At 47.0% G+C, this 19,528-nt stretch carries 19 protein-coding genes and 1 pseudogene; 13 read left to right on the top strand and 7 right to left on the bottom strand.

The window, feature by feature from the left end:
* Positions 1-55: 55 nt before the first annotated feature.
* Positions 56-562 (top strand): MogA/MoaB family molybdenum cofactor biosynthesis protein, encoded by a 507-nt coding sequence (locus AB3351_RS21595; protein ID WP_371149188.1) that lies wholly within the window; start codon positions 56-58, stop codon positions 560-562.
* A 54-nt stretch (positions 563-616) separates the two neighbouring features.
* Here AB3351_RS21595 and AB3351_RS21590 read toward each other — a convergent pair whose 3' ends face one another.
* Positions 617-1,156: a TraR/DksA C4-type zinc finger protein gene (locus AB3351_RS21590; protein ID WP_371149187.1), complete on the bottom strand. Its 540-nt coding sequence runs from the start codon at positions 1,154-1,156 to the stop codon at positions 617-619.
* A 322-nt stretch (positions 1,157-1,478) separates the two neighbouring features.
* Here AB3351_RS21590 and AB3351_RS21585 point away from each other — a divergent pair, with 322 nt between their 5' ends.
* Both AB3351_RS21585 and AB3351_RS21580 read left to right on the top strand, forming a co-directional pair.
* Entirely contained in the window at positions 1,479-2,384 is a 906-nt protein-coding gene (locus tag AB3351_RS21585; RefSeq protein ID WP_371149186.1) for an ArsR/SmtB family transcription factor, read from the top strand.
* 29 nt (positions 2,385-2,413) lie between these two features.
* Entirely contained in the window at positions 2,414-2,587 is a 174-nt protein-coding gene (locus AB3351_RS21580; RefSeq protein ID WP_371149185.1) for a hypothetical protein, read from the top strand.
* A 49-nt stretch (positions 2,588-2,636) separates the two neighbouring features.
* Here the strand turns inward: AB3351_RS21580 and AB3351_RS21575 are convergent.
* A pseudogene (locus tag AB3351_RS21575) lies at positions 2,637-2,972 on the bottom strand (L,D-transpeptidase); the annotation flags it as partial.
* Between the two features lie 44 nt (positions 2,973-3,016).
* A complete protein-coding gene (locus AB3351_RS21570) occupies positions 3,017-4,213 on the bottom strand; it encodes a DUF2515 family protein (RefSeq protein ID WP_371149184.1) in 1,197 nt (398 codons plus the stop codon).
* A 236-nt stretch (positions 4,214-4,449) separates the two neighbouring features.
* Between AB3351_RS21570 and AB3351_RS21565 the strand changes: the two genes are divergently transcribed.
* The 4 genes from AB3351_RS21565 to AB3351_RS21550 all read left to right on the top strand — a co-directional run bounded on the left by AB3351_RS21565 (position 4,450) and on the right by AB3351_RS21550 (position 8,996).
* A complete protein-coding gene (locus tag AB3351_RS21565) occupies positions 4,450-5,631 on the top strand; it encodes a thiolase family protein (protein WP_371149183.1) in 1,182 nt (393 codons plus the stop codon).
* Between the two features lie 249 nt (positions 5,632-5,880).
* Positions 5,881-6,636, top strand: coding sequence for an SDR family NAD(P)-dependent oxidoreductase (locus AB3351_RS21560; protein ID WP_371149182.1), 756 nt, complete (start codon positions 5,881-5,883; stop codon positions 6,634-6,636).
* Positions 6,626-7,654, top strand: coding sequence for a Rieske 2Fe-2S domain-containing protein (locus AB3351_RS21555; protein WP_371149181.1), 1,029 nt, complete (start codon positions 6,626-6,628; stop codon positions 7,652-7,654). Before AB3351_RS21560 ends, AB3351_RS21555 begins: the two co-directional genes overlap by 11 nt.
* Positions 7,655-7,694: 40 nt before the next feature.
* Positions 7,695-8,996 (top strand): NCS2 family permease, encoded by a 1,302-nt coding sequence (locus AB3351_RS21550; RefSeq protein WP_371149180.1) that lies wholly within the window; start codon positions 7,695-7,697, stop codon positions 8,994-8,996.
* A gap of 15 nt (positions 8,997-9,011) precedes the next feature.
* Here the strand turns inward: AB3351_RS21550 and AB3351_RS21545 are convergent, their stop codons facing one another.
* Positions 9,012-9,170, bottom strand: coding sequence for a hypothetical protein (locus AB3351_RS21545; RefSeq protein WP_371149179.1), 159 nt, complete (start codon positions 9,168-9,170; stop codon positions 9,012-9,014).
* Positions 9,171-9,306: 136 nt separating this feature from the next.
* Positions 9,307-9,897, bottom strand: coding sequence for a guanylate kinase (locus AB3351_RS21540; protein ID WP_371149178.1), 591 nt, complete (start codon positions 9,895-9,897; stop codon positions 9,307-9,309).
* A gap of 206 nt (positions 9,898-10,103) precedes the next feature.
* Here AB3351_RS21540 and AB3351_RS21535 point away from each other — a divergent pair, with 206 nt between their 5' ends.
* Positions 10,104-10,961 (top strand): tyrosine-type recombinase/integrase, encoded by an 858-nt coding sequence (locus AB3351_RS21535; protein WP_371149177.1) that lies wholly within the window; start codon positions 10,104-10,106, stop codon positions 10,959-10,961.
* 169 nt (positions 10,962-11,130) lie between these two features.
* Here the strand turns inward: AB3351_RS21535 and arr are convergent, their stop codons facing one another.
* Both arr and AB3351_RS21525 read right to left on the bottom strand, forming a co-directional pair.
* The gene (gene arr, locus AB3351_RS21530; RefSeq protein ID WP_371149176.1) at positions 11,131-11,547 is read right to left on the bottom strand and encodes an NAD(+)--rifampin ADP-ribosyltransferase; all 417 of its coding nucleotides are present in this window, start codon (positions 11,545-11,547) and stop codon (positions 11,131-11,133) included.
* Positions 11,548-11,782: 235 nt separating this feature from the next.
* Entirely contained in the window at positions 11,783-12,943 is a 1,161-nt protein-coding gene (locus AB3351_RS21525; RefSeq protein WP_371149175.1) for a cation:proton antiporter, read from the bottom strand.
* Positions 12,944-13,101: 158 nt separating this feature from the next.
* Here AB3351_RS21525 and AB3351_RS21520 point away from each other — a divergent pair, with 158 nt between their 5' ends.
* The 5 genes from AB3351_RS21520 to fdhF all read left to right on the top strand — a co-directional run bounded on the left by AB3351_RS21520 (position 13,102) and on the right by fdhF (position 19,518).
* The gene (locus AB3351_RS21520) at positions 13,102-14,160 is read left to right on the top strand and encodes a type III polyketide synthase (RefSeq protein ID WP_371149174.1); all 1,059 of its coding nucleotides are present in this window, start codon (positions 13,102-13,104) and stop codon (positions 14,158-14,160) included.
* Positions 14,161-14,166: 6 nt separating this feature from the next.
* A complete protein-coding gene (locus AB3351_RS21515; RefSeq protein WP_371149173.1) occupies positions 14,167-14,733 on the top strand; it encodes an isoprenylcysteine carboxyl methyltransferase family protein in 567 nt (188 codons plus the stop codon).
* Positions 14,734-14,816: 83 nt separating this feature from the next.
* Positions 14,817-16,028, top strand: coding sequence for an aminotransferase-like domain-containing protein (locus AB3351_RS21510; protein ID WP_371149172.1), 1,212 nt, complete (start codon positions 14,817-14,819; stop codon positions 16,026-16,028).
* 252 nt (positions 16,029-16,280) lie between these two features.
* Entirely contained in the window at positions 16,281-17,396 is a 1,116-nt protein-coding gene (locus AB3351_RS21505) for an MFS transporter (protein ID WP_371149171.1), read from the top strand.
* Between the two features lie 13 nt (positions 17,397-17,409).
* The gene (gene fdhF / locus AB3351_RS21500; RefSeq protein WP_371149170.1) at positions 17,410-19,518 is read left to right on the top strand and encodes a formate dehydrogenase subunit alpha; all 2,109 of its coding nucleotides are present in this window, start codon (positions 17,410-17,412) and stop codon (positions 19,516-19,518) included.
* Positions 19,519-19,528 lie beyond the last annotated feature (10 nt).

Raw genomic sequence — 19,528 nt, 5'->3', positions numbered from 1 at the left:
TTTTATGAACAGATGTTTGGAAGGGGTAATAAAAAGAAGAGAGGAGAAGGGAATCATGTCAGTCATAGAACACAAAAAAGAAGCGCCGAAACAAGTTGGTTGCATGATCATTACAGTTAGCGATACACGAACCGAAGAAACGGATAAAAGCGGACAGCTTATCCGAAAGTTTTTAGAAGAGGCAGGTCATCACGTTGCCAGGTATGCGATTGTAAAGGATGAAAGGGAAGCGATTGCCCGTGCAATTGAAGCAGGCGCAGAAGATGCTAATGTTCAGGCCATTCTTCTCAATGGCGGGACGGGTATTGCGAAGCGGGATGTAACGTATGAAGTGGTCGCCTCCGTTCTTACAAAAGAGCTGCCGGGTTTTGGTGAGATATTCCGGATGCTTAGCTATACGGAAGACATTGGTTCAGCAGCAATACTCAGCCGCGCGATTGCGGGTGTATATAAAGACCGGGCTGTTTTCTCAATGCCAGGTTCATCCGGGGCGGTTCGACTCGCAATGAGCAAGCTGGTCATCCCTGAGCTAGGACATGTTCTGCGAGAAATCTATAAGTAGAAGACCTATGGAAAAAGGAAGCCCTCCTCATCGGCTTCCTTTTTTCCGTAATGTCTATTCTTTGTTTTCGCCCAAATCATGCGGTCGATCATTATATGCTGCGACATCCTGCCACGCATTTTCCCGTCCGGCATCACTTTTCTTCGTTGTGCGAGAGGATAGAATCTCTTCTTCAACAGGTCGGTTCTGTTGATGGTCGCTTGCATGCGGCACATAGGCACCGCTGTCTTCAGCGTCATGTGTTTCCTGATGTTCGATACAGTAGCGTGCCGTAGGCATTGCTTCTAGTCGTTCATACGGAATCTCTTTCCCGCATGCCTCACAGGCCCCATACGTTCCCTCCTCAATTTTCTGCAGCGAGTGCGTAATGTCTTCAAGCTCCTGCTCTTCGTGTTCACTTAATGTGAGGGAGAGAGATCGTTCATACATTTCAGAGCCCAGATCGGCCGGGTGGTTATCATAACCGGATAGTTCGCCGGTATCTTCATTCATCGGTGTAGATAAATCCGGTTCTGAATCTCCATTGATTCCTACAAGTTCTTTTTTCTGTTGCTGCAATTGCTTTTCTAGGTGTTGTAGCTGGTGATTGTTCATATGAAAGAACCCCTTTCGGAATGGATAGATAAAAAATAAGTGAAGCATCACCAGTTATTTTCCCTTTCCTGTATAAGTTGAAACGGGAGTAGATGTTAAGCGTTCGTTTAATAGAATGAAAATTCGATTAAAATTTCCGAGGAAATGATAGGTGAATACTACTGCATTTCCTATGAGTAGTTTGGCTTACACATAAGAGATGAATGTAAAAAGATGGTTGACATTCCTTTATAGTTCGATTATTATCGAACTATAAAATTGTTTCATATATATAGAACAAAAAGTAAAAATCCTCGTAGTTTTTATGATGGAGCTGAAATATATGTATGATATAACGTTCGATCAGGCCCCTGCCTATGAACTGGTAGTGAGCCTATACACATACCTTAATAAAAAAATATACAAAGAATTGGATATGGGCAAGGAGTGGGTAAAAGAAACGGGTTCTCAGCTATCCGCAGATCTGTCCGAACGCTTGGAGGGAAAGGGATGCTGCGAGCGTATGAGAGAAGCGTCTCTTTTGGTATGGCGCTGTCAGGATGAGCGGACAGCGGAAGGATTCTTAGCCTGGCTTGAGAGACAGTCACCGGGTGATTTGTTTGAATTGTTGGCCCCGTGGATGGATGCGTGTCCAAGCAATATCGGAAATACACGTGATTGGATGCTGTCTGTACTGACTGATTGGCATGAGCAGTATTTCCGTCATGTCGACCCGGCGATCTTCGCAGGTCTTGCTCGGGATAAAGAAGAGAAGAGCAGCCTGCTTAGCGACTGGAGTGCACCAGATATTGTAGAAGAGGTGTCGGGTGGATTGTACTTGCGCCCATCGGAGACGTTGAAGCAAGTCGTGCTTGCTCCCCAATATCATGCTTCGCCCGTTATTCTTTTGGATGCATACGGACCGATAACAACCCTGCTGTATCCGTCTGATGCATACATGACCCAGGAAGATATGCCGCCGCGTGCGCTGCTGCGTGTCGCCCGCTGTCTGGCAGATGAAAGCCGCCTGCGGATTTTACGGTTTTTGACGCATGGGCCGCGCACCTTCACAGAAATTGTAGGACACATCGGACTTGCCAAAAGCACAGTTTCGTATCATATGATTATGCTGCGGGGGGCGGGACTGGTTCGCGCATATGCGGAAGGAGAATGTGTCCAGGAGTATACGCTGCGCAAAGAGGGACTAAAGAAGCTGGGATCGCATCTGCTTTCTTTTTTGAAAATATAAGTAGACGCTTTGAAAGGAGGTGAGATCAAATGGAGAGCGTCTATTATTTGGATGAGATGAGGCGGGCAGGACAGAGAGAAATTGAGAAATATGCACGTGAAGCCTGGAAGTTCTCGCAAGTTACAGAAGAACGATACACAAAAAACACCAGCGCGGCAACGCTGGTGGTACAAAAAGATAGATTGCTGATCAAGCAATCGTAACCTACCATTATCATAACATAAGGCACCCCCGGTGACGAGGGTGCTTTTTTTATGGGTTGATATAGACGGGTGTGCCAATGGGAACAATCTGGGCCAATTCGTTTACATTCTCATTGTACATACGGATGCAGCCCTTGGATACATCCTTGCCGATGGATGCCGGATTATTGGTGCCGTGGATGCCATATCCCTGCTTTGATAAGCCGAGCCACATACTGCCGTATGGTCCGCCGGGATTGGGTGCGCGATTGATAATATAAAATGTGCCGATCGGTGTTTGTGTCAGCATTTTTCCTACCGCAATCGGATAGATGCGTATGGTCGCCCCGTTTTGTTTCAGTGTAAGTGTATGGGCCGCGCGCGCGATGTGGATGGAGTACGCCAAGAAATCACCTCCTGCACTAGCGTATGATGAAAAAGAGAAAAGCGTTAGGCGTAGGAGGAAGAAGCCAATGCCTGCTTGCCGAGCACGGCCATCTCGACTTTTTCTATGCTGTTGCAGTACGGTGTCAGCATATCTGCTATGTCCGTCTTGCATGGAGCGAGCAGATGCGAGGCGATCCGCCAATCACAAAACCAATCCCCCAACTCGGCGGGACTTTGTACAGTATCCGACCATGCATCTACAAGCTGGGGACTGTATAGACGCGGAACACCCGGTTTTAGCTTAGTACCGCTCAAGTGGGGAATGTACGGCGCATGCGGTCCTGCTTTTTGCACCGTACCAAAGAGGTGCGGCCAATAGTCACTGCGTGATCCGGTATGTGAATGAGCATCTGCCCACCGCAATACTTCATCAAGCACAACCGGTTGGCCGAACAATGCGGCATACAACTGCTTGCCCATCAGAATGCGTTTGCGCAGCGAATCAAAGTGATGCACACAGCAGCCGCACAATGGACAGGCAATCTGTGTATTGGCTGTATCGCTGGCCTGCCGTGGAAATAAAATGTGATTAAGGCCGAGTATATCCTGAAGAATGAAATCCATGGTCTGAAGCACTGTTTTCCGGTAGTGGAGGTTTTGGATAACCCGGTCTTCAATATAGCTTTGCTCATTAATAATGAGGCCCACGGTAAGCAGGTGCGAATCTCCTGTATGAAAGAATTCATCCCATATGCTCGTACTAAATCGTGAGACGCCAAAGTATGCGAGCAAGTGTGAGAGATTTCGCTGCTGCTGTCTCCCCGCTTCATAAAGCAGTAATTGCGGAAAGGCATCATGGAAGATCAGCCAGTTTCCGCGTTCCAGAAAGGAAAAGAAAGCATGCTGCTGCTCGTCAGATAGAAGCCGGGTTAACCATTCACCGCGCAGATCCGTCATATTCCAACCGGCGTTGCGTGAGACGAGATGGGCAAGCAGAGCCCAATGAACTTCCGGATGTCTGCGGTAAAATTCATAATAGGCAAGCGTTCGGGTAATGTTGTTGCGGTTGTATGCCTCTGTTTTAGAGCGGATGCTATAAACCAGTGATTTTTCATCGGGTGAGAGGCTATCCTCACATAAAGGAATGGACGGTTGTTCCGTTTGCTTTTGTTTAAGTGTAAAAAGCAGACGTGCAAAGCGGATGTTTTTGCTATGTGTCCATAGCGTCCATGTATCTTGAAGCAGATCAAGCCAAAGCATACGAAGTTCTCCTTTCAATGGATATGCTTTTTATCAGTGTTTCTAGCCAGTTCTTGCTGTATACGCAAGAGATGGTATAAGGCATACGATCGCAGGAGCAGCTAAGGAGTTATACACGATGTATAAAAATTCGCGCAATTTTTTGTTTTCGGGTCGGATGCCTTTCCCTTCAGTGATTCATTATGATGGAGGAGTACATACATAGGGCAGTTATACAGGGAAAGGGGAGGTTCATAATGAAAGAAGCGGTAATTGTAGCGGGTGTACGCACACCTGTTGGTGCGTTTGGTAAGTCGCTGCGGGACGTGCCGGCAACAGAGTTGGGCAGACAGGTACTTGAGGGATTACTGACAAAAACATTGTATCCCAAAGAAGCGGTAGATGAAGTGGTGTTCGGGCATGGTTATGTGCATGGTGGAGGGTTGAACTCCGCACGTATCGCTTCACAGCATGCCGGGTTTCCGAGAGAGGTACCCGCTCATATTGTCATTAAAGCCTGTGGATCGGGGCTAAAAGCAATAACGAGCGCTGCGCTTACAGTCATGGCGGGCCAAGAGAATGCGGTCATCGCTGGCGGCGTTGAGAGTATGAGCGGTGTGCCTTATATCGTAAAGAATCGTTGGGGCGGCAAATTCGGTAATGTGATCATGGAAGATGCACTCATGGCTGATGGATTGACCTGCTCGCTTGAAGGTGAGCATATGGGAATGACGGCAGAGCGTTTGGCGGAACAGTATGGAATCTCGCGTACAGAACAGGATGAATTTGCGCTTGCAAGCCACCAAAAAGCGATTCAGGCAATCGAGCGAGGCAGATTTATAGAAGAAATCGTTCCGGTCAAAGTAACAAAACGAAAAGAGACGCAGTTGTTTGCGGTAGACGAATCGGTACGTACGGATGTGCGTCTTGACAGTCTGTCAGCACTTCGGCCGGTATTTAAAAAAGACGGAACCGTTACTGCGGGCAATGCTTGTCCGATGAATGACGGAGCTGCAGCGGTATTGATGATGTCACGAGAGAAGGCCGAGGAAATGGGAGTCACTCCTCTTCTTCGTGTTAAAGCGTTTGCCAGTGCAGGCGTTGAGCCAAGCGTGATGGGGATCGGTCCTGTTCCGGCTACGCGTCGGGCTCTTGCCAAAGCAGGCTTAACGCTTGCAGATATTGGGCGCATCGAGTTGAATGAGGCGTTCGCAGCACAGGCACTGGCGGTAATGAAAGAGCTTTCGCTTACCCCGGATATTGTAAATGTGAACGGCGGCGCGATTGCGCTTGGTCATCCTGTCGGTGCAACCGGAGCGAAATTGACAGTAACGCTGATGAACGAAATGCTGCGTGAAGGTATAAAATACGGTATGGTAACACTGTGTATGGCTGGTGGAATGGGTCTGTCTGTTATTTATGAGAATATGACGGTGTAGCAAGAGGCAAGAGAGCCGAAGATAGCGTACCTACGCTGTTTTCGGCTCTTGCTTTATCGCCTGCTTCCTGCCGCCTTTTGTAAAATGTTCTCCGTGCAAAATTTATATTGTAAACATTGTATAAATATTGTCTAATAAAAGAAAAGGCAAAGAGTTTTATGAACACAAGTTCATACAGCGCTTGTTTTGGGTAAAGAAGGAGAAACGGAGGAAAGAATAGAGAGAAGGATTGACGAGAGGAGATTGTCGATGATTTCATTTGACTTTACGGGAAAAATTGTAGCTATAACCGGAGCAGGAAAAGGAATTGGAGAGGGCATTGCCAGAGCGTACGCGGAGCAGGGGGCCTCTGTGATTCTTGCTGAGCGGAATGAAGAAGATGGACGGAGAGTCGAGGCTGCGATCCGCGAAGTGGGAGGAAGCGCGCGCTTTGTGCCAACAGATGTGAGCCATCCTGAGCAAATTACTGCCTTGATAAAATGCATAGAAGAGGAATATGGTCGTCTTGATATCATGATTAACAACGCCGGTGTTTCTCGTTGGAAATCACCTTACGAGATTACGGTTGAGGAGTGGGATGAGATTCTCAATATCAATCTACGGGGCGTATTCTTAGGCGCGCGTGAAGCTGCCAGACTCATGCGTAAGCATAACGGAGGATCGATTATCAATATTGCGTCAACGCGTGCGTTCATGTCTGAACCCGATTCGGAAGCTTATGCAGCATCAAAAGGAGGAATCTTTGCGCTTACCCATGCGCTGGCTCTCTCCTTTGCAAAGGATGGAATTCAAGTCAATGCGATTAGTCCCGGTTGGATCGAAGCAAACGACTATGAAGGACTGCGCGAGGTCGATCATGCCCAGCACCCTTCTCGTCGCGTTGGAAAACCGGAGGATATTGCCCGTGCTTGCCTGTATTTGACGAGTGAGAACAACGAATTTGTGAATGGACAGAATATCATCATCGATGGCGGGATGACGAGGAAGATGATCTATGAAAGCTAAGCACCATCTGCTTCCGTCATTTTGGTACGCTGCTGCTCGCAGTGCAGAAGTCACAGCGAAGCCGGTGACGCGAAGAGTATGCGGGATTGATGTAACCTTGTATCGTCTATCGAATGGACAGATACGCTGCGTGCAGGCATATTGTCCGCATCGTGGTGCTGATTTTGGACTTGGACGAATAAAAGGGGATCATTTGGTATGCCCTTATCATGGTTGGGAGTTTGATTCCCGTGGTGTGTTAGCTTGTGTACCGAGCATAACAGACGGCAGCTGCCCCTCTCTTCAAATAAAGACATTCCCGGTGCAGGAAGCCGCTTCTTATATTTGGGTTTTCCCTGGTGAGACTGCGCTTTCGGAGCAGGTTCCCCTTGGAATTCCAGGGCGTGTACAGAATCCAGCACTGCGCGCTGTACCATTTGGCGGTATGTGGCATGCTCATCATACACGCGTAGTCGAGTCAGTACTGGATGTGGCACACCTGCCGTTTGTTCATCCAAATACAATAGGTACGCCCGATCGGCCCGGTTGTGAGACATTACAGTTTGGTGTGGTAGAATCATCCATGCTCATATTTCCACCCGGAAATAAGAGTAAGGAGGCACCGCCTCCGCTGCCGCGCGTGATTGAGAGCACCGAAGCGCTAGAACGGTTCAGTGAAGGACGGCCTTGTATTCGTTTTACCTTTCCTAATCAATGGCTGCTGCAAATTCCAATGGGAGGGGAGCGATACATGTATCAATATGTCACCTTTACACCAATTGACGAAGAGCGGACAATGATTTACGGTCTTGCCATGCGCACCCACTTTAAAAACATCCCATTTTTCGATAAACTGGTTGGACGGCAGAGCAATCGTGTGCTCAATCAGGATAAAGCTGTGGTGGAATCACAACGGCCACGCCAAGTACCGTATGAGATTCGGGCAGAAGCCCATGTGTTTGCGGATGGGCCGCAGGTACAGTATCGCCGCATGCTGCGCAATCATCTTGTAGAGAATCAGGATTCATCTCATGCATAGAAAGCGCAGCGATAAGCAGTAAGAGAGGGAAGGGGATCATATGCAGCAGATGATGGATAGACGCTTTCATCTAAGAGGGAACAAAACGACAGCCAAAAAAGAAATCGTGGCGGGTACGGTTTCCTTTTTTACGATTGTCTATATTATTGCCGTTAATTCATCCATTCTTGCTGAGGCCGGAATCCCTATTGAAGCGGGAATGATCGCGACCATTTTAACCGCCTTTACAGGTTGTGTATTAATGGGTCTTAGTGCAAATGCCCCCATTGTGCTCGTTCCCGGCATGGGCATTAACGCTTTGTTCTCCTACACGCTAGTACAAGGGATGGGCCTTACATGGCAGGAAGCACTGGCAGCAGTTGTACTCTCCGGTCTCTTATTTGGCGTTGTGGCGTTTACTTCGCTGTCCGCTTTGATTACACGGGCAATTCCGCAATCGCTTAAGGAGGCCATAACAGTTGGGATTGGATTGTTTCTTGCCTTCATTGGTCTGCAAAAAGGGGGAATTGTCGTATCGAGTGCGACGACATTTGTAGCATTGGGGGATTTCGGAAGTGCGCCTGTGCTGTTAACGCTGGCTTCACTCATACTTACGCTTGTGCTGTTTGTCAAAAACGTTCCGGGCCACTTTCTTGTAGGTATTTTCTTTGGCACGGCACTGGCGGCGTTGTTTGGGCAGCTCGATCTGGCACGGATGGGTGGTACCGACTTGTCGTTTTCCGGGTATGCGGCTGTGTTTGGTGCGATGTCATTTGATAAGGTGACGTCGGTAGTGTTTTGGGTGGCTACATTCTCAATGGCACTTGTGGTTGTATTTGAGAATATTGGGCTTATTGGCGGGCAGTTACGTATGGTGGGCAAGCCAGAGGCATTCGATCGCGCGCTGCGAACCAATGCGCTCTCCGTGATCGCCTGTGGAGTATTTGGAACAAGCCCAACCGTTGCTACAGTAGAGAGTGCAGCCGGGATTACAGCAGGCGGCAGAACAGGTCTTACAGCAGTGACGACCGGATTGTTGTTTTTGTTCTCCCTGTTTTTTATTCCATTCCTCACCGTCATCCCGGATAGTGCGATTGCGCCTGTGCTGATTATCATTGGGGGATTAATGATTCAGAGCGTACAGAACATTAATCTGCAGGATTTCTCCGAGGGATTTCCTGCATTTCTTATTATCGCGCTCATTCCGCTCACGTATAGTATTGTAGATGGGATCGCCTTTGGATTTATTGCATATCCGCTGCTTAAGCTCGCTCTTGGCAGGGCAAAGGAAGTTGGACTGCCTTTGTATATTATTGCTGCCTTGTTTGTGCTTAACTTTGTGCTGCATGCGATTGGAGCATAGAAGAGCGATGCACGGTTATTGCTGCCGGATGTGTTGAAGCTCGATATTGATCCTGCGCAGCTCTTTATAGATTTCTACGGTCTGGGCATAGGACACCTTAGGGTCTTTCGTTTTTTCGATCAGCTCATCTTTTATGTTTTGCAGAAAAATGATCCGATTTAATAAGGTCATCATACCGGGCTCCTTTCACTTTACTATATAATTATTCTATGCATGGGGAAATATGTTGTCTTATCATACGGCATATAATATAACAAGCTATCTGCATAATACGAGTGCCGACCTCAAAAAAGGTCGGCACTTGTCATATTTATTGGTAGTCCGGCATAAGATTGCGCCCTAGATACGGTTCAATTGTCTCTGATACAGCAAATACGGTATGCGCCAAATCATTATTGGCAAATGCGTGCTCACAATTTTCTTTGTAAGCGATTTCTTCTTTAAAGTATCGTAAGTGGCGATCGATAACTTCATCAGAGTATCCGCGCGCTTGCTGTTTTTTTATAATGGAATCAGGGTCCGTGTGAATACAGATGCGAATGACTCTATCTCCGTAGTGCCGCTTCAGTATTTCTGCTCCATAGTGATTCAAAATCAGATAAATGAAGCCCTTGCGTTGTAAATAATGCTCAATGTCGTCTTCTTTGATGCCATAGCGGATGTTATCAAGGTCGAGCGTCTCGATGAATTCGTCATTCGCTCCCATGATTGCAAACTGTTCTTCCGAGACGAAGTGGTAATCCTGTCCGTCTACTTCAACTGAGCGCCGCGCTCGGGTAGTATAAGGGATGACTCGCTGCATGCTCAGTGTCTCGCCTACCATGTCCGCGACTGTCTTGCGTCCTGCGCCATAGGGACCCGTAAAAACGAAGATCTTCTCATGTGCCTGCAATTCATACATGGACAACCCTCCTTGTTGAAATAGGGACTAATTATAATTATATGAAAAAAATTTCCATTATGTCTTGAGACGGTAGCACTATTTGTCTAAAAACATAGAAAAATTACTATTTTAATGAAGGATTGTCGAATGAATATAGTTGAGTGGAGCCAATTTTTTTTATACAATGTACGGTATATAAATACTGCGTATAAGAGGTGAAACAAATGAAATTTCGCTTCAGTTACCATGATGAGTATGAAAAATATTTGGCAGAGCAGATGCGGGCGGATCTTACCATTCAATCGTATATGATGGAGATGACCATTTTTTTTGCCTGGCTTGGTCGCGTTCATCCACATATGGAGCTGCACAGCATCGGCTATTCAACCGTAACACAATTTGTTGAAGAGGAATTGGCAGCCGGTAGGCAAATTTCGACGGTGAATAAAAAAATCTCTGCTTTGAAATCGTATTTTCATTTCTTATGGCTGAAAGGTGTCATCGGACTTGATCCGTGTGCCAAATTAAAGCGCCGTCCTGATGTGAAGGAAGAGCAGGCGTTTTATTTGACGGATGAAGAAATTGATTTCCTGTTTGATACGATCAAGCATAATGCCGCTTCGAAAAATAATGAAGCCCTATATTGGCGCAATATGGCCCTTGTCACGGTATTTCTTTTTGGCGGTCTGCGAATTCAAGAGGCGTCGAATGTACTGTGGAATGAAATCGTCTGGCAGGATGGCAGCGCAATTATCGGTATTTCCTTAGGCAGTATAAGGCGAACTGTGCTTACGGAAGAGGAGGCTCGTTACCTGCGTGCTCATCGTACGCAAGCCGAAGACACACCGTTTGTCTTCACCTCCCGTCAGGGGGAGAGAATGAGTCCGCGCAGCATGCAGTTTATTCTTACTACGCTGGGGAAGAAGTCGGGCTTGCATCTGCATGCGCAAAAGCTGCGTAATACATTCGTTGTCCATAAGCTGCTGCGGGGCTATAGTGTGGATGAGGTAGCGGATATGCTAGGCATTGAGCAGTTGATTTTGCCGGATCATATTATGGAGGAAGTGCAGACGGGACGATAAATAAGAAGGCGCTAATCAAGCGCCTTGAGTATATCGAAAAAGCAACTTAAAATTTCTTAACTTGATCTTACATTTATTTAAGATATAAAAAAATTCAATGCCAGATACCGAGGTGATTTAAAATCATCTCGGTATCTGGCATTTGATGTGAGTTCTAATAATGCGAAAATCAATCGTATATTACGTTTTTTCCTTGTTCCCTTAACTTTTTTAGAGATGTAAGCATATGATTTATTTCTTCATCGGAATGTCTTTCCCATGAACTTAATTCAGCTACTATTTTCAAAGGAGATTTAGACCTATAAGAACGTGTTGGATTTCCAGGGAATTTTTTGTCAGTTACGTTCGGATCATTTTCAAAATCGCCTAATGGTTCTACGACATAAATTCTCTCTTTTGATTTAGATTTCGCTAATTCAGCACCCCATTTAGCAGCGTCTAATGTTGCAGTAAAATATATATGGTTAGATTTTTTGTCCTGATAATTGGATAAGTGCAATGCTTCAAGCAGGTCTCCAATTTTCAGTTCTGCTTTAGTACCATGAAAGAACGGTCCGGGATCCAAGATATTTTTTTTGTCATCCATATAGACACACCCCTTATACTTTTTGACTTGCGTATAACAGTATAAGGTAATAGATGGGTGAAAAAGTAGTCTATAAATAATTACCAAATGTTGTTATAATATAAGTAGAGAGTAAAACATTAATGGTATGTAATCATTCTTTGATAATGAAAGTTTTTTGTAAAAGAGAAGGGCAGCATATGCTGTTCTTCTCAAAATGTAGAGATATACTCGACAACCAGAAGGCGCTAATCAACTAATCAAGCGCCTTTTTTGATGAAGAAGATGGTTCAGCAAAAAACATTTTTAGAAGCGGCGGAGTAATAATCGTAGTTAGAATGACAACGATCACGACCGAAGTAAAATATTCAGGGGCCAGCAATTTCGCTTCTAGGCCAATCGCTGCAATGATAAGCGCTACCTCTCCGCGTGATACCATACCCGAGCCAATCGCAAGCGAGGAACGCCGCGAAAAGCCGGTCATTCGAGCGCCAATTCCAGAGCCAATCATTTTCGTAATGACGGCAATAATCGTTAGAAGCACGATAAACCACAACTGGCTTCCAATACCCGCAAAAGAAACTTCCATGCCGATGCTGACGAAAAAAACCGGAACAAATATAGCATAGGCAATCGGCTCAAGCTTGTGTTCAACCTCCTCTTTGTATTCAGTCTGGGAAATGGCAATGCCTGCCGCAAACGCCCCGATAATTCCCGCAATTCCAAGAAGCTCTGCGTAGTATGCGAACGAAAAACATACAATCAGTGCCGCGCTGATGACTGACTCGGTTACTTTAAGGGGAGCTAAGATGCGCATGATCCACGGAATTAGTTTCCATCCAATAAGAATAGTTGTACCAAAGAAGAGGATTTTTTTGCCGATTACAGCACCCAGACTCACATCTCCGCTGCCTAATACACTCATGACAAAAGCCAGAAGCACAACGACCAATACGTCATCAACCACTGCCGCCCCTAGAATGGTTGTACTCTCGCGTGTATTCATCTTGCCTAAATCACGCAGCGTTTGCACCGAGATGCTGACAGAGGTTGCACATAATAGAAGTCCTAAAAAGATGGCATGCTCTTGCGCAAATCCGATTGATTGCCCCATTAGGTAGCCGCCGGCAAATGGAAGTATAATTCCACCAATCGCTACAGCTAGTGCTGCATTCCGATTGCGATTCAATTCCTTTATATCTGTTTCAAGTCCAGCCATAAACATAAGCAGTAGTACGCCGATTGTGCTTAATTCATCAATTAGCAGCGAACTGTCAATCCATCCAAGTACGGCAGGACCGATAATAATACCGATGATGAGCTTACCGAGTACGGCTGGCTGTCCGGCCCTGACGCTGATATCTCCGGCAAGTTTTGTGCTTAGTAGAATAACAACCAGTTCAAAGAAAAACAGCATGGTTTATCTGACTCCTCCTTCTTGCTGTTGACTGTATGGCTTCATTTGTCTATTTGCTCCGTTTTTTTATAATCTATTCCGGGTAAAAATAAGGATAAAGTTCCTCTTTTTTAACTATTTTATACCAGAATACATACATACTAAAGGAGCGATGAGATGTGGCCCGAATTACTGCTGTAGGAACTGCCGTACCTCCCCATATTTTACGACAGGATGAGATTCGCGAATTTGCACGCCGTCTGTTTGCGAATTCATTTCGCGATATTGATCGGCTGCTGCCCATTTTTCAGAATGGACAGGTCGACACCCGCCATTTTTGTGTACCGCTTGAATGGTTTGGGATCTCTCATTCATTTGCCGAAAAAAATGCGTTGTTTCAAGAATGGGCTGTACGGTTGAGTGTAGAAGCTGTAAAACATTGCCTTGCACAGAGCAAAGTAAAAGCTTCCGAGATTGATCATATTCTGTTTGTTACAACTACCGGCATTGCTACCCCAAGCATTGACTCCCGCATTATGAATGCCTTGAATATGAATCCCCATACGAAACGCACCCCGATCTGGGGATTAGGATGTGCCGGAGGAGCTGCTGGGCTTTCTCGCGCAAAGGACTACGTGACAGCCTATCCGAGTGAGCGCGTACTGCTTGTTGCAGTTGAATGCTGTGGGCTGACATTTCAACATGAAGATCGTTCAAAAAGCAATCTTGTCGCCACGTCGTTATTTGCTGACGGGGCAGCGGCTGTGCTTGTGGAAGGAAACGAATGCTCTTCTGCCCAAGGTGTAGGGATTGAGATGATAGATACAATGAGCACATTATGGCAGGACACACCGGATGTAATGGGGTGGGAGGTTAATGAATACGGATTGAAAGTGATTTTCTCCCGTGATATACCCACGCTTGTAGATCAGCTTTTTCGACCGAATATGGAGGCATTTCTTGCCCGTCATCACATGGTAGGGCGTGACATCAGGCACTTCATTACCCATCCAGGCGGTAAAAAGGTGATAGAAGCTTATGCTGAGATGGTACGCGTCGATCTTGCTTATTTTTCCCATGCGCTAGATATCCTACGTCGATTTGGTAACATGTCGTCCGTTACTGTATTGTTTGTGCTGCAAGCATTCTTACAGCAGGGGCTTGCACCGGATGAATACGGCGTAATAACGGCATTAGGTCCCGGCTTCAGCTCGGAGCTGCTGCTGGTAAAGGGGTGAGGCGTGATGCTTATATTTTACGTTGTATTTGTTCTTTTACTCACACAGCGCTTACTTGAACTTCGTGTGGCTAAGCGCAATCAAGCATGGCTGGAGAAAAGGGGCGGGATCGAGATCGGCGCAGGACATTATCCGTTAATGGTTCTGCTGCATGCAGGTTTTTTTATTAGCTTATGGATAGAAGCTGCCTGGCGCGGCTATCCGTTATCTGCCGGATGGCCGCTGATCGGGGCTGTGCTGCTCATCGTACAGATCATCCGCTACTGGGCGATTGTGTCGCTCGGTCCGTACTGGAATACCCGCATTATTTTTGTTCCGGGCGCTGACGTAGTACAGCGCGGTCCGTATCGCTTTTTACGGCATCCGAACTATACCGTGGTCGTATTGGAAATTGCCTTGTTTCCGCTGCTGTTTCAAGCGTATAGCACCTGCGTCCTGTTCAGTTTGCTGAACGCTTTCATGCTGCGCCACCGCATTCGTGTCGAGGAGCGGGGACTTGCGGAATACACAGATTATACAGCGACGATGGGACGTGTCTCCCGGTTCATTCCAAAAGTTCCTGAAGAAAAATAAGCAAAAGTCTTGCCAATCTCGTTGAAAAGGTTTAATGTATTTTTAATATTTAAAAAAGCAAATCTAATCGAGGTGGCTGGACAATGAAGTATGCATTTGCACAACGAACACGAAATTTCGAATCATCAGCGGTACGGGATATTCTCAAGGTGGTTGGTCAAGGGAATATCATTTCGTTCGCCGGGGGATTGCCCGACGATGATTTGTTTCCTCTTGGCGCAGTAGAGGAAGCGTACAAGCGGGTGTTTGAAGAGGGCAAGCATACGATGCAGTATGGATTGACCGAAGGCTTCACTCCGCTGCGCGAAGCGCTGGCGGACCGGATGGCTGTACGTAAGCAGGTACGGATGGACGCAGAGAATATTCTGCTGACAACCGGCTCGCAGCAGGCGATTGATTTATTCGCCCGTATTATGCTGAATCCGGGAGATATTGTACTTACGGAAGATCCTACATACCTAGCGGCGTTGCAGGTATTCCAATCCTATGAAGCTCAGGTTGTGCCCGTAGCATCGGACGCGCACGGTATGTTACCGGAAGACCTGGAAGAGAAGATGAAGTTACACCTCCCTAAATTCGTTTATGTGGTACCGACATTCTCAAATCCGCGTGGTACCGTGTGGTCAAACGAACGTCGGAAGGAATTACTGCGGCTTGCTAAGAAGTACAATGTGGTAATTTTTGAAGATGACCCGTATGGAGAAATCCAATTTGATGAGACAGCAAACTATACGCCGATCGCGGCGTTGGATAATGGAGAAACCGTTCTGTATACCAGTACATTCTCGAAAACCGTAGTACCGGCACTGCGGACCGGTTGGGTTATGGGTCCTGAGCAAATCATCCGTATGATGGCCCAGGCGAAGCAGGCAGCGGATCTTCATTCAAGCTCCATTGACCAGCAGGCATTATATCATCTGCTGCGCAATTTTGATCTGGACACACATATCGCAGGGTTGCGTGTGGTCTATAAAGAAAGAATGCAGGTTATGCTCAATCAATTGCAGCGTCCTAATCTGCCGGGTCTTGAATATGTTGTTCCACAGGGCGGTATGTTTTTCTGGGTAGCGCTGCACGAGAGCATTAACACGAAGGATCTGCTTCCAAAAGCGGTGGAAAACGGTGTAGCGTATGTACCGGGTGCTCCATTCTATGTAAATGAACCGAAATACAATACGTTCCGTCTGAACTATACGCACTCTGTACCCGAGAAGATCGAATATGGTATGAGCCAATTGGTACGTGTGCTTGAAGAAGCCTATGCCACTATCTCAACAGATAAAGCGATGGCATAAATTTTTTAAAAATACGATGCATTGTAGCAAAAAGCAGTCGTTTCCTAAAAGGAGCGGCTGCTTTTTTGTATGAATCGTTTCTTTATTATATTGCACGACGAAATTCCGTCACATCATTGTGTCGGAATTGTGAAAGAGAGTACACCTGTGAAAAACATCACACCAGCAGATGACGCAAAGCCGTAGTATAAAGATAACAAAACGGCCGTTTTCTTACAAAACGCTATGCCAACAAAAAAGGGAAGTGAAAGCATGAACACTTTTTCGCTTGAGAAATCATTTTACTCTCGTGCAAGCATGTATTCGTTCATTATCGTACTGGTTTTGTTTTTAACGATGTTCCTTGGCACGAATCAGTTTAAACATATTGACCTGGCGCTTTCGGGCTACATGGTCGCTTCGATTGTCTGCTTCATCGGCCTCGCTTTCCGGATTGTCGCTTTCACCATGCGTCCGGCAACCCGGCGGGTGGATAGACGAAGCCGCAAAAATTTAAAAGATAAGACACGCAAGAAACGCTCCGCCAAAGCGATTGCAATGACACTGTTTGAAAACATTGTGCTGCAAAAGTTCATTTTCAAGCGCGGACTGTACCGCGGCATTCAGCACTTCTTGGTCGCATATGGCTGTCTTGGTTCATTCGCCATTACATTCGGTCTCGTGTTCGGGTGGTTCCACTTTGAACTGGTCGATCCAAGTCACTATGCAGTCTCGGTTCTCGGCTTGAAGCCATTCGTGATGCATGTGGAAGGCTGGCTTGCTTTCATGATTTACAACGGTCTGAACTGGACCGCAGCGATGTGCCTGATCGGCATATCCATGATGTTTTACCGCCGGATTAAGGATCGGGATCTGCAGGTTACACAGCGTTTTGAATTCGATCTCGTGCCGCTGTTCATCATTTTAGCAGTCACCGTTACAGGTCTTGCACTTACGGTCAGCGCGGTTCTGTTCCACGGCACGTTATATATGACAATCTCGATGATTCATCAGCTTACGGTCATTACATTACTTATTTACTTTCCGTTCGGGAAGCTGTTCCACTTCCCGCTGCGTCCACTGGCAACGGCCGTTCCGCTCAATTATCAGGTAGGGGAGGACATACCGGTGCACAACTGCAAACGCTGCGGCACACCGTACGCCGCTCAGGAGCAAATTGAGGATGTCGTCAGCATTCTAAAAGACAACAGCTTCGATCTCGAGCTTGAGGATGGAAGCTATCTCGCCGAATACTGCTGGGATTGCCGCCGCAAGATGCGGGCGATGCGCCAGATGAATATGATAAGTCCTCGTACGAAAAATCCGTACGAACCGATTGATACGAATACAGGCATTTCAATGCCGGGCTTTAGCAAAAAGAAAGTCTAGGGGGATATAAATCATGGCAACTGAAACGAAAAACCTCCACCGCGAAGGTGAAAGCTTTATACCGACACACTGCTCGTACTGCGGCATGCAGTGCGGAATGAATATCCGCGTCAATGATCATACAGGTGAAGTTGTAGGGATTGAACCGCGCTATGAATGGCCGGTAAACCAAGGTCGCCTTTGTCCGAAAGGGGTTACCGCCTACCAACAGGTAGAGCATCCGGACCGGATTTTGCGCCCGCTCATTAAAAAGAACGGAAAGTTCGTTGAGTCTTCTTGGGAGGAAGCGTATGACGTAATCGAACGCAAATTTAAAGAAATTCAGGAGAAATATGGAAAGGACGCTCTCAGCGTGTATGGCGGCGTATCCATGACAAATGAAAAGTGCTACCTGGTCGGCAAATATGCCCGCGTCGGTCTGCAGACAAAGCACATTGACTATAACGGCCGGTACTGTATGTCCTCCGCGGCAGGCGGATTCAACGCGACGCTCGGCATGGACCGCGGCTCAACGCTGCCATGGCCGGACCTGATGCATTCGGATTGCTTCTTTTTATCCGGTTCCAATACAGCCGAGTGCCATCCGACCAGCATTACTTGGTTCTGGCGCGGACGGGACCGCGGTGCGAAGCTGATTGTCGCTGACCCGCGTGAGACGCCGACCGCCCGCATTGCAGACGTACATCTCGATCTGCGTCCGGGTACGGATTCAGCTCTTGCAAATGGTATTGCTCACATCCTAGTCAAAGAAGGCTATGTGGATGAGGAATATGTAGCGCAGCGTGTGAATGGCTACGAAGAATTAAAGCAAACGCTGGAACAGTTTACACCTGAATACACGTCGCAGTTGACCGGCGTTGCCAAAGAAAAAATCATAAAAGCCGCCCATATTTATGGTCAGGCACAAAAATCGGTCGTGATGTTTGCCCGCGGTGCCGAGCAGCAGCGCAAAGGCGTAGATAATGTAGGCTGCTATACCAACCTGGCACTTCTGCGCGGTCAAATCGGAAAATTCGCCAGCGGTGTTGCCACCTTTACCGGACAAGGAAATGGACAGGGCGGTCGGGAACACGGACAAAAGGCTGACCTGCTGCCGGGCTACCGGAAGCTTACAGATCCGGAAGCGATCAAATACGTATCGAGTGTATGGGGCATCGACCCTGCTGAAATGCCTGGACCGGGCGTATCCGCCTATGAAATGCTTGATTCCATTCATCACGGTACCGTGCGCGCGATGCACGTGATCTGCAGCAACCCGGCGGTGTCATCACCGAATGCGGAGCATGTGTGGAAGGCGTTAGAGAAGCTTGAATTCTTAGTGGTCAATGACTTCTTCTTATCAGAAACAGCCGAGTTTGCCGATGTCGTTCTTCCGGCAACAACGTGGGCAGAAGATGAAGGAACGACAACCAATACGGAAGGCCGTGTTATTAAAATCAATCGAATTCGCAAACCGCTTGGTGAATCGAAGACAGATTGGGTAATTATGAAAGAAATAGCAGAACGTATGGGAAGAGGGAAGTACTTCCAATACGAAAATGCAGAGCAGATTTTCAATGAGCTTCGTGTCGCATCCAAAGGCGGCAAAGCCGATTACTACGGCATTACGTATGAGAAAATCGAGAAAAATCAAGGTGTATTCTGGCCTTGCCCAGATGTAGACCATCCAGGAACACCGTATATGTACGAGGAATCGTTCCCGACACCGGATGGTAAAGCCAACTTCCGTGTGGTCGAATGGCAGGAAGCCGGAGAAATTCAAAGCAAGGAATTCCCGGAAATTCTAACCACAGGTCGTGTTGTGTTCCATTACCTGTCAGGCAACCAGACTCGACGCATTGACTTCTTGATGGAGAAATGCCCAGAGCCATACGCAGAGATGCACCCAGAGATGGCTAGCAAGTATAACCTGCAGGACGGGGAAGAGGTCGAACTAGAGACGCGCCGCACCAAAATGAAACTTAAAGTTCGCTTAACGAAAGCGATTCGTAAAGATACCGTATTTGTTCCGTACCATTGGGGTAAAGAGCTGTCCATTAATCAGTTAACGAACCCGTGTCTTGATCCCGTTTCCCGCATGCCTGAGTTTAAAGTGTGCGCGGTACGCCTGAGAAAATCTTGAGGAGTGAACC

Origin of the sequence: Aneurinibacillus sp. REN35, from assembly GCF_041379945.2 — a bacterium.
In the GTDB taxonomy this organism is placed as follows: domain Bacteria; phylum Bacillota; class Bacilli; order Aneurinibacillales; family Aneurinibacillaceae; genus Aneurinibacillus.
The sequence above is the reverse complement of the archived record's forward strand: the minus strand, read 5'-3'. Positions and strand labels throughout refer to the sequence as shown.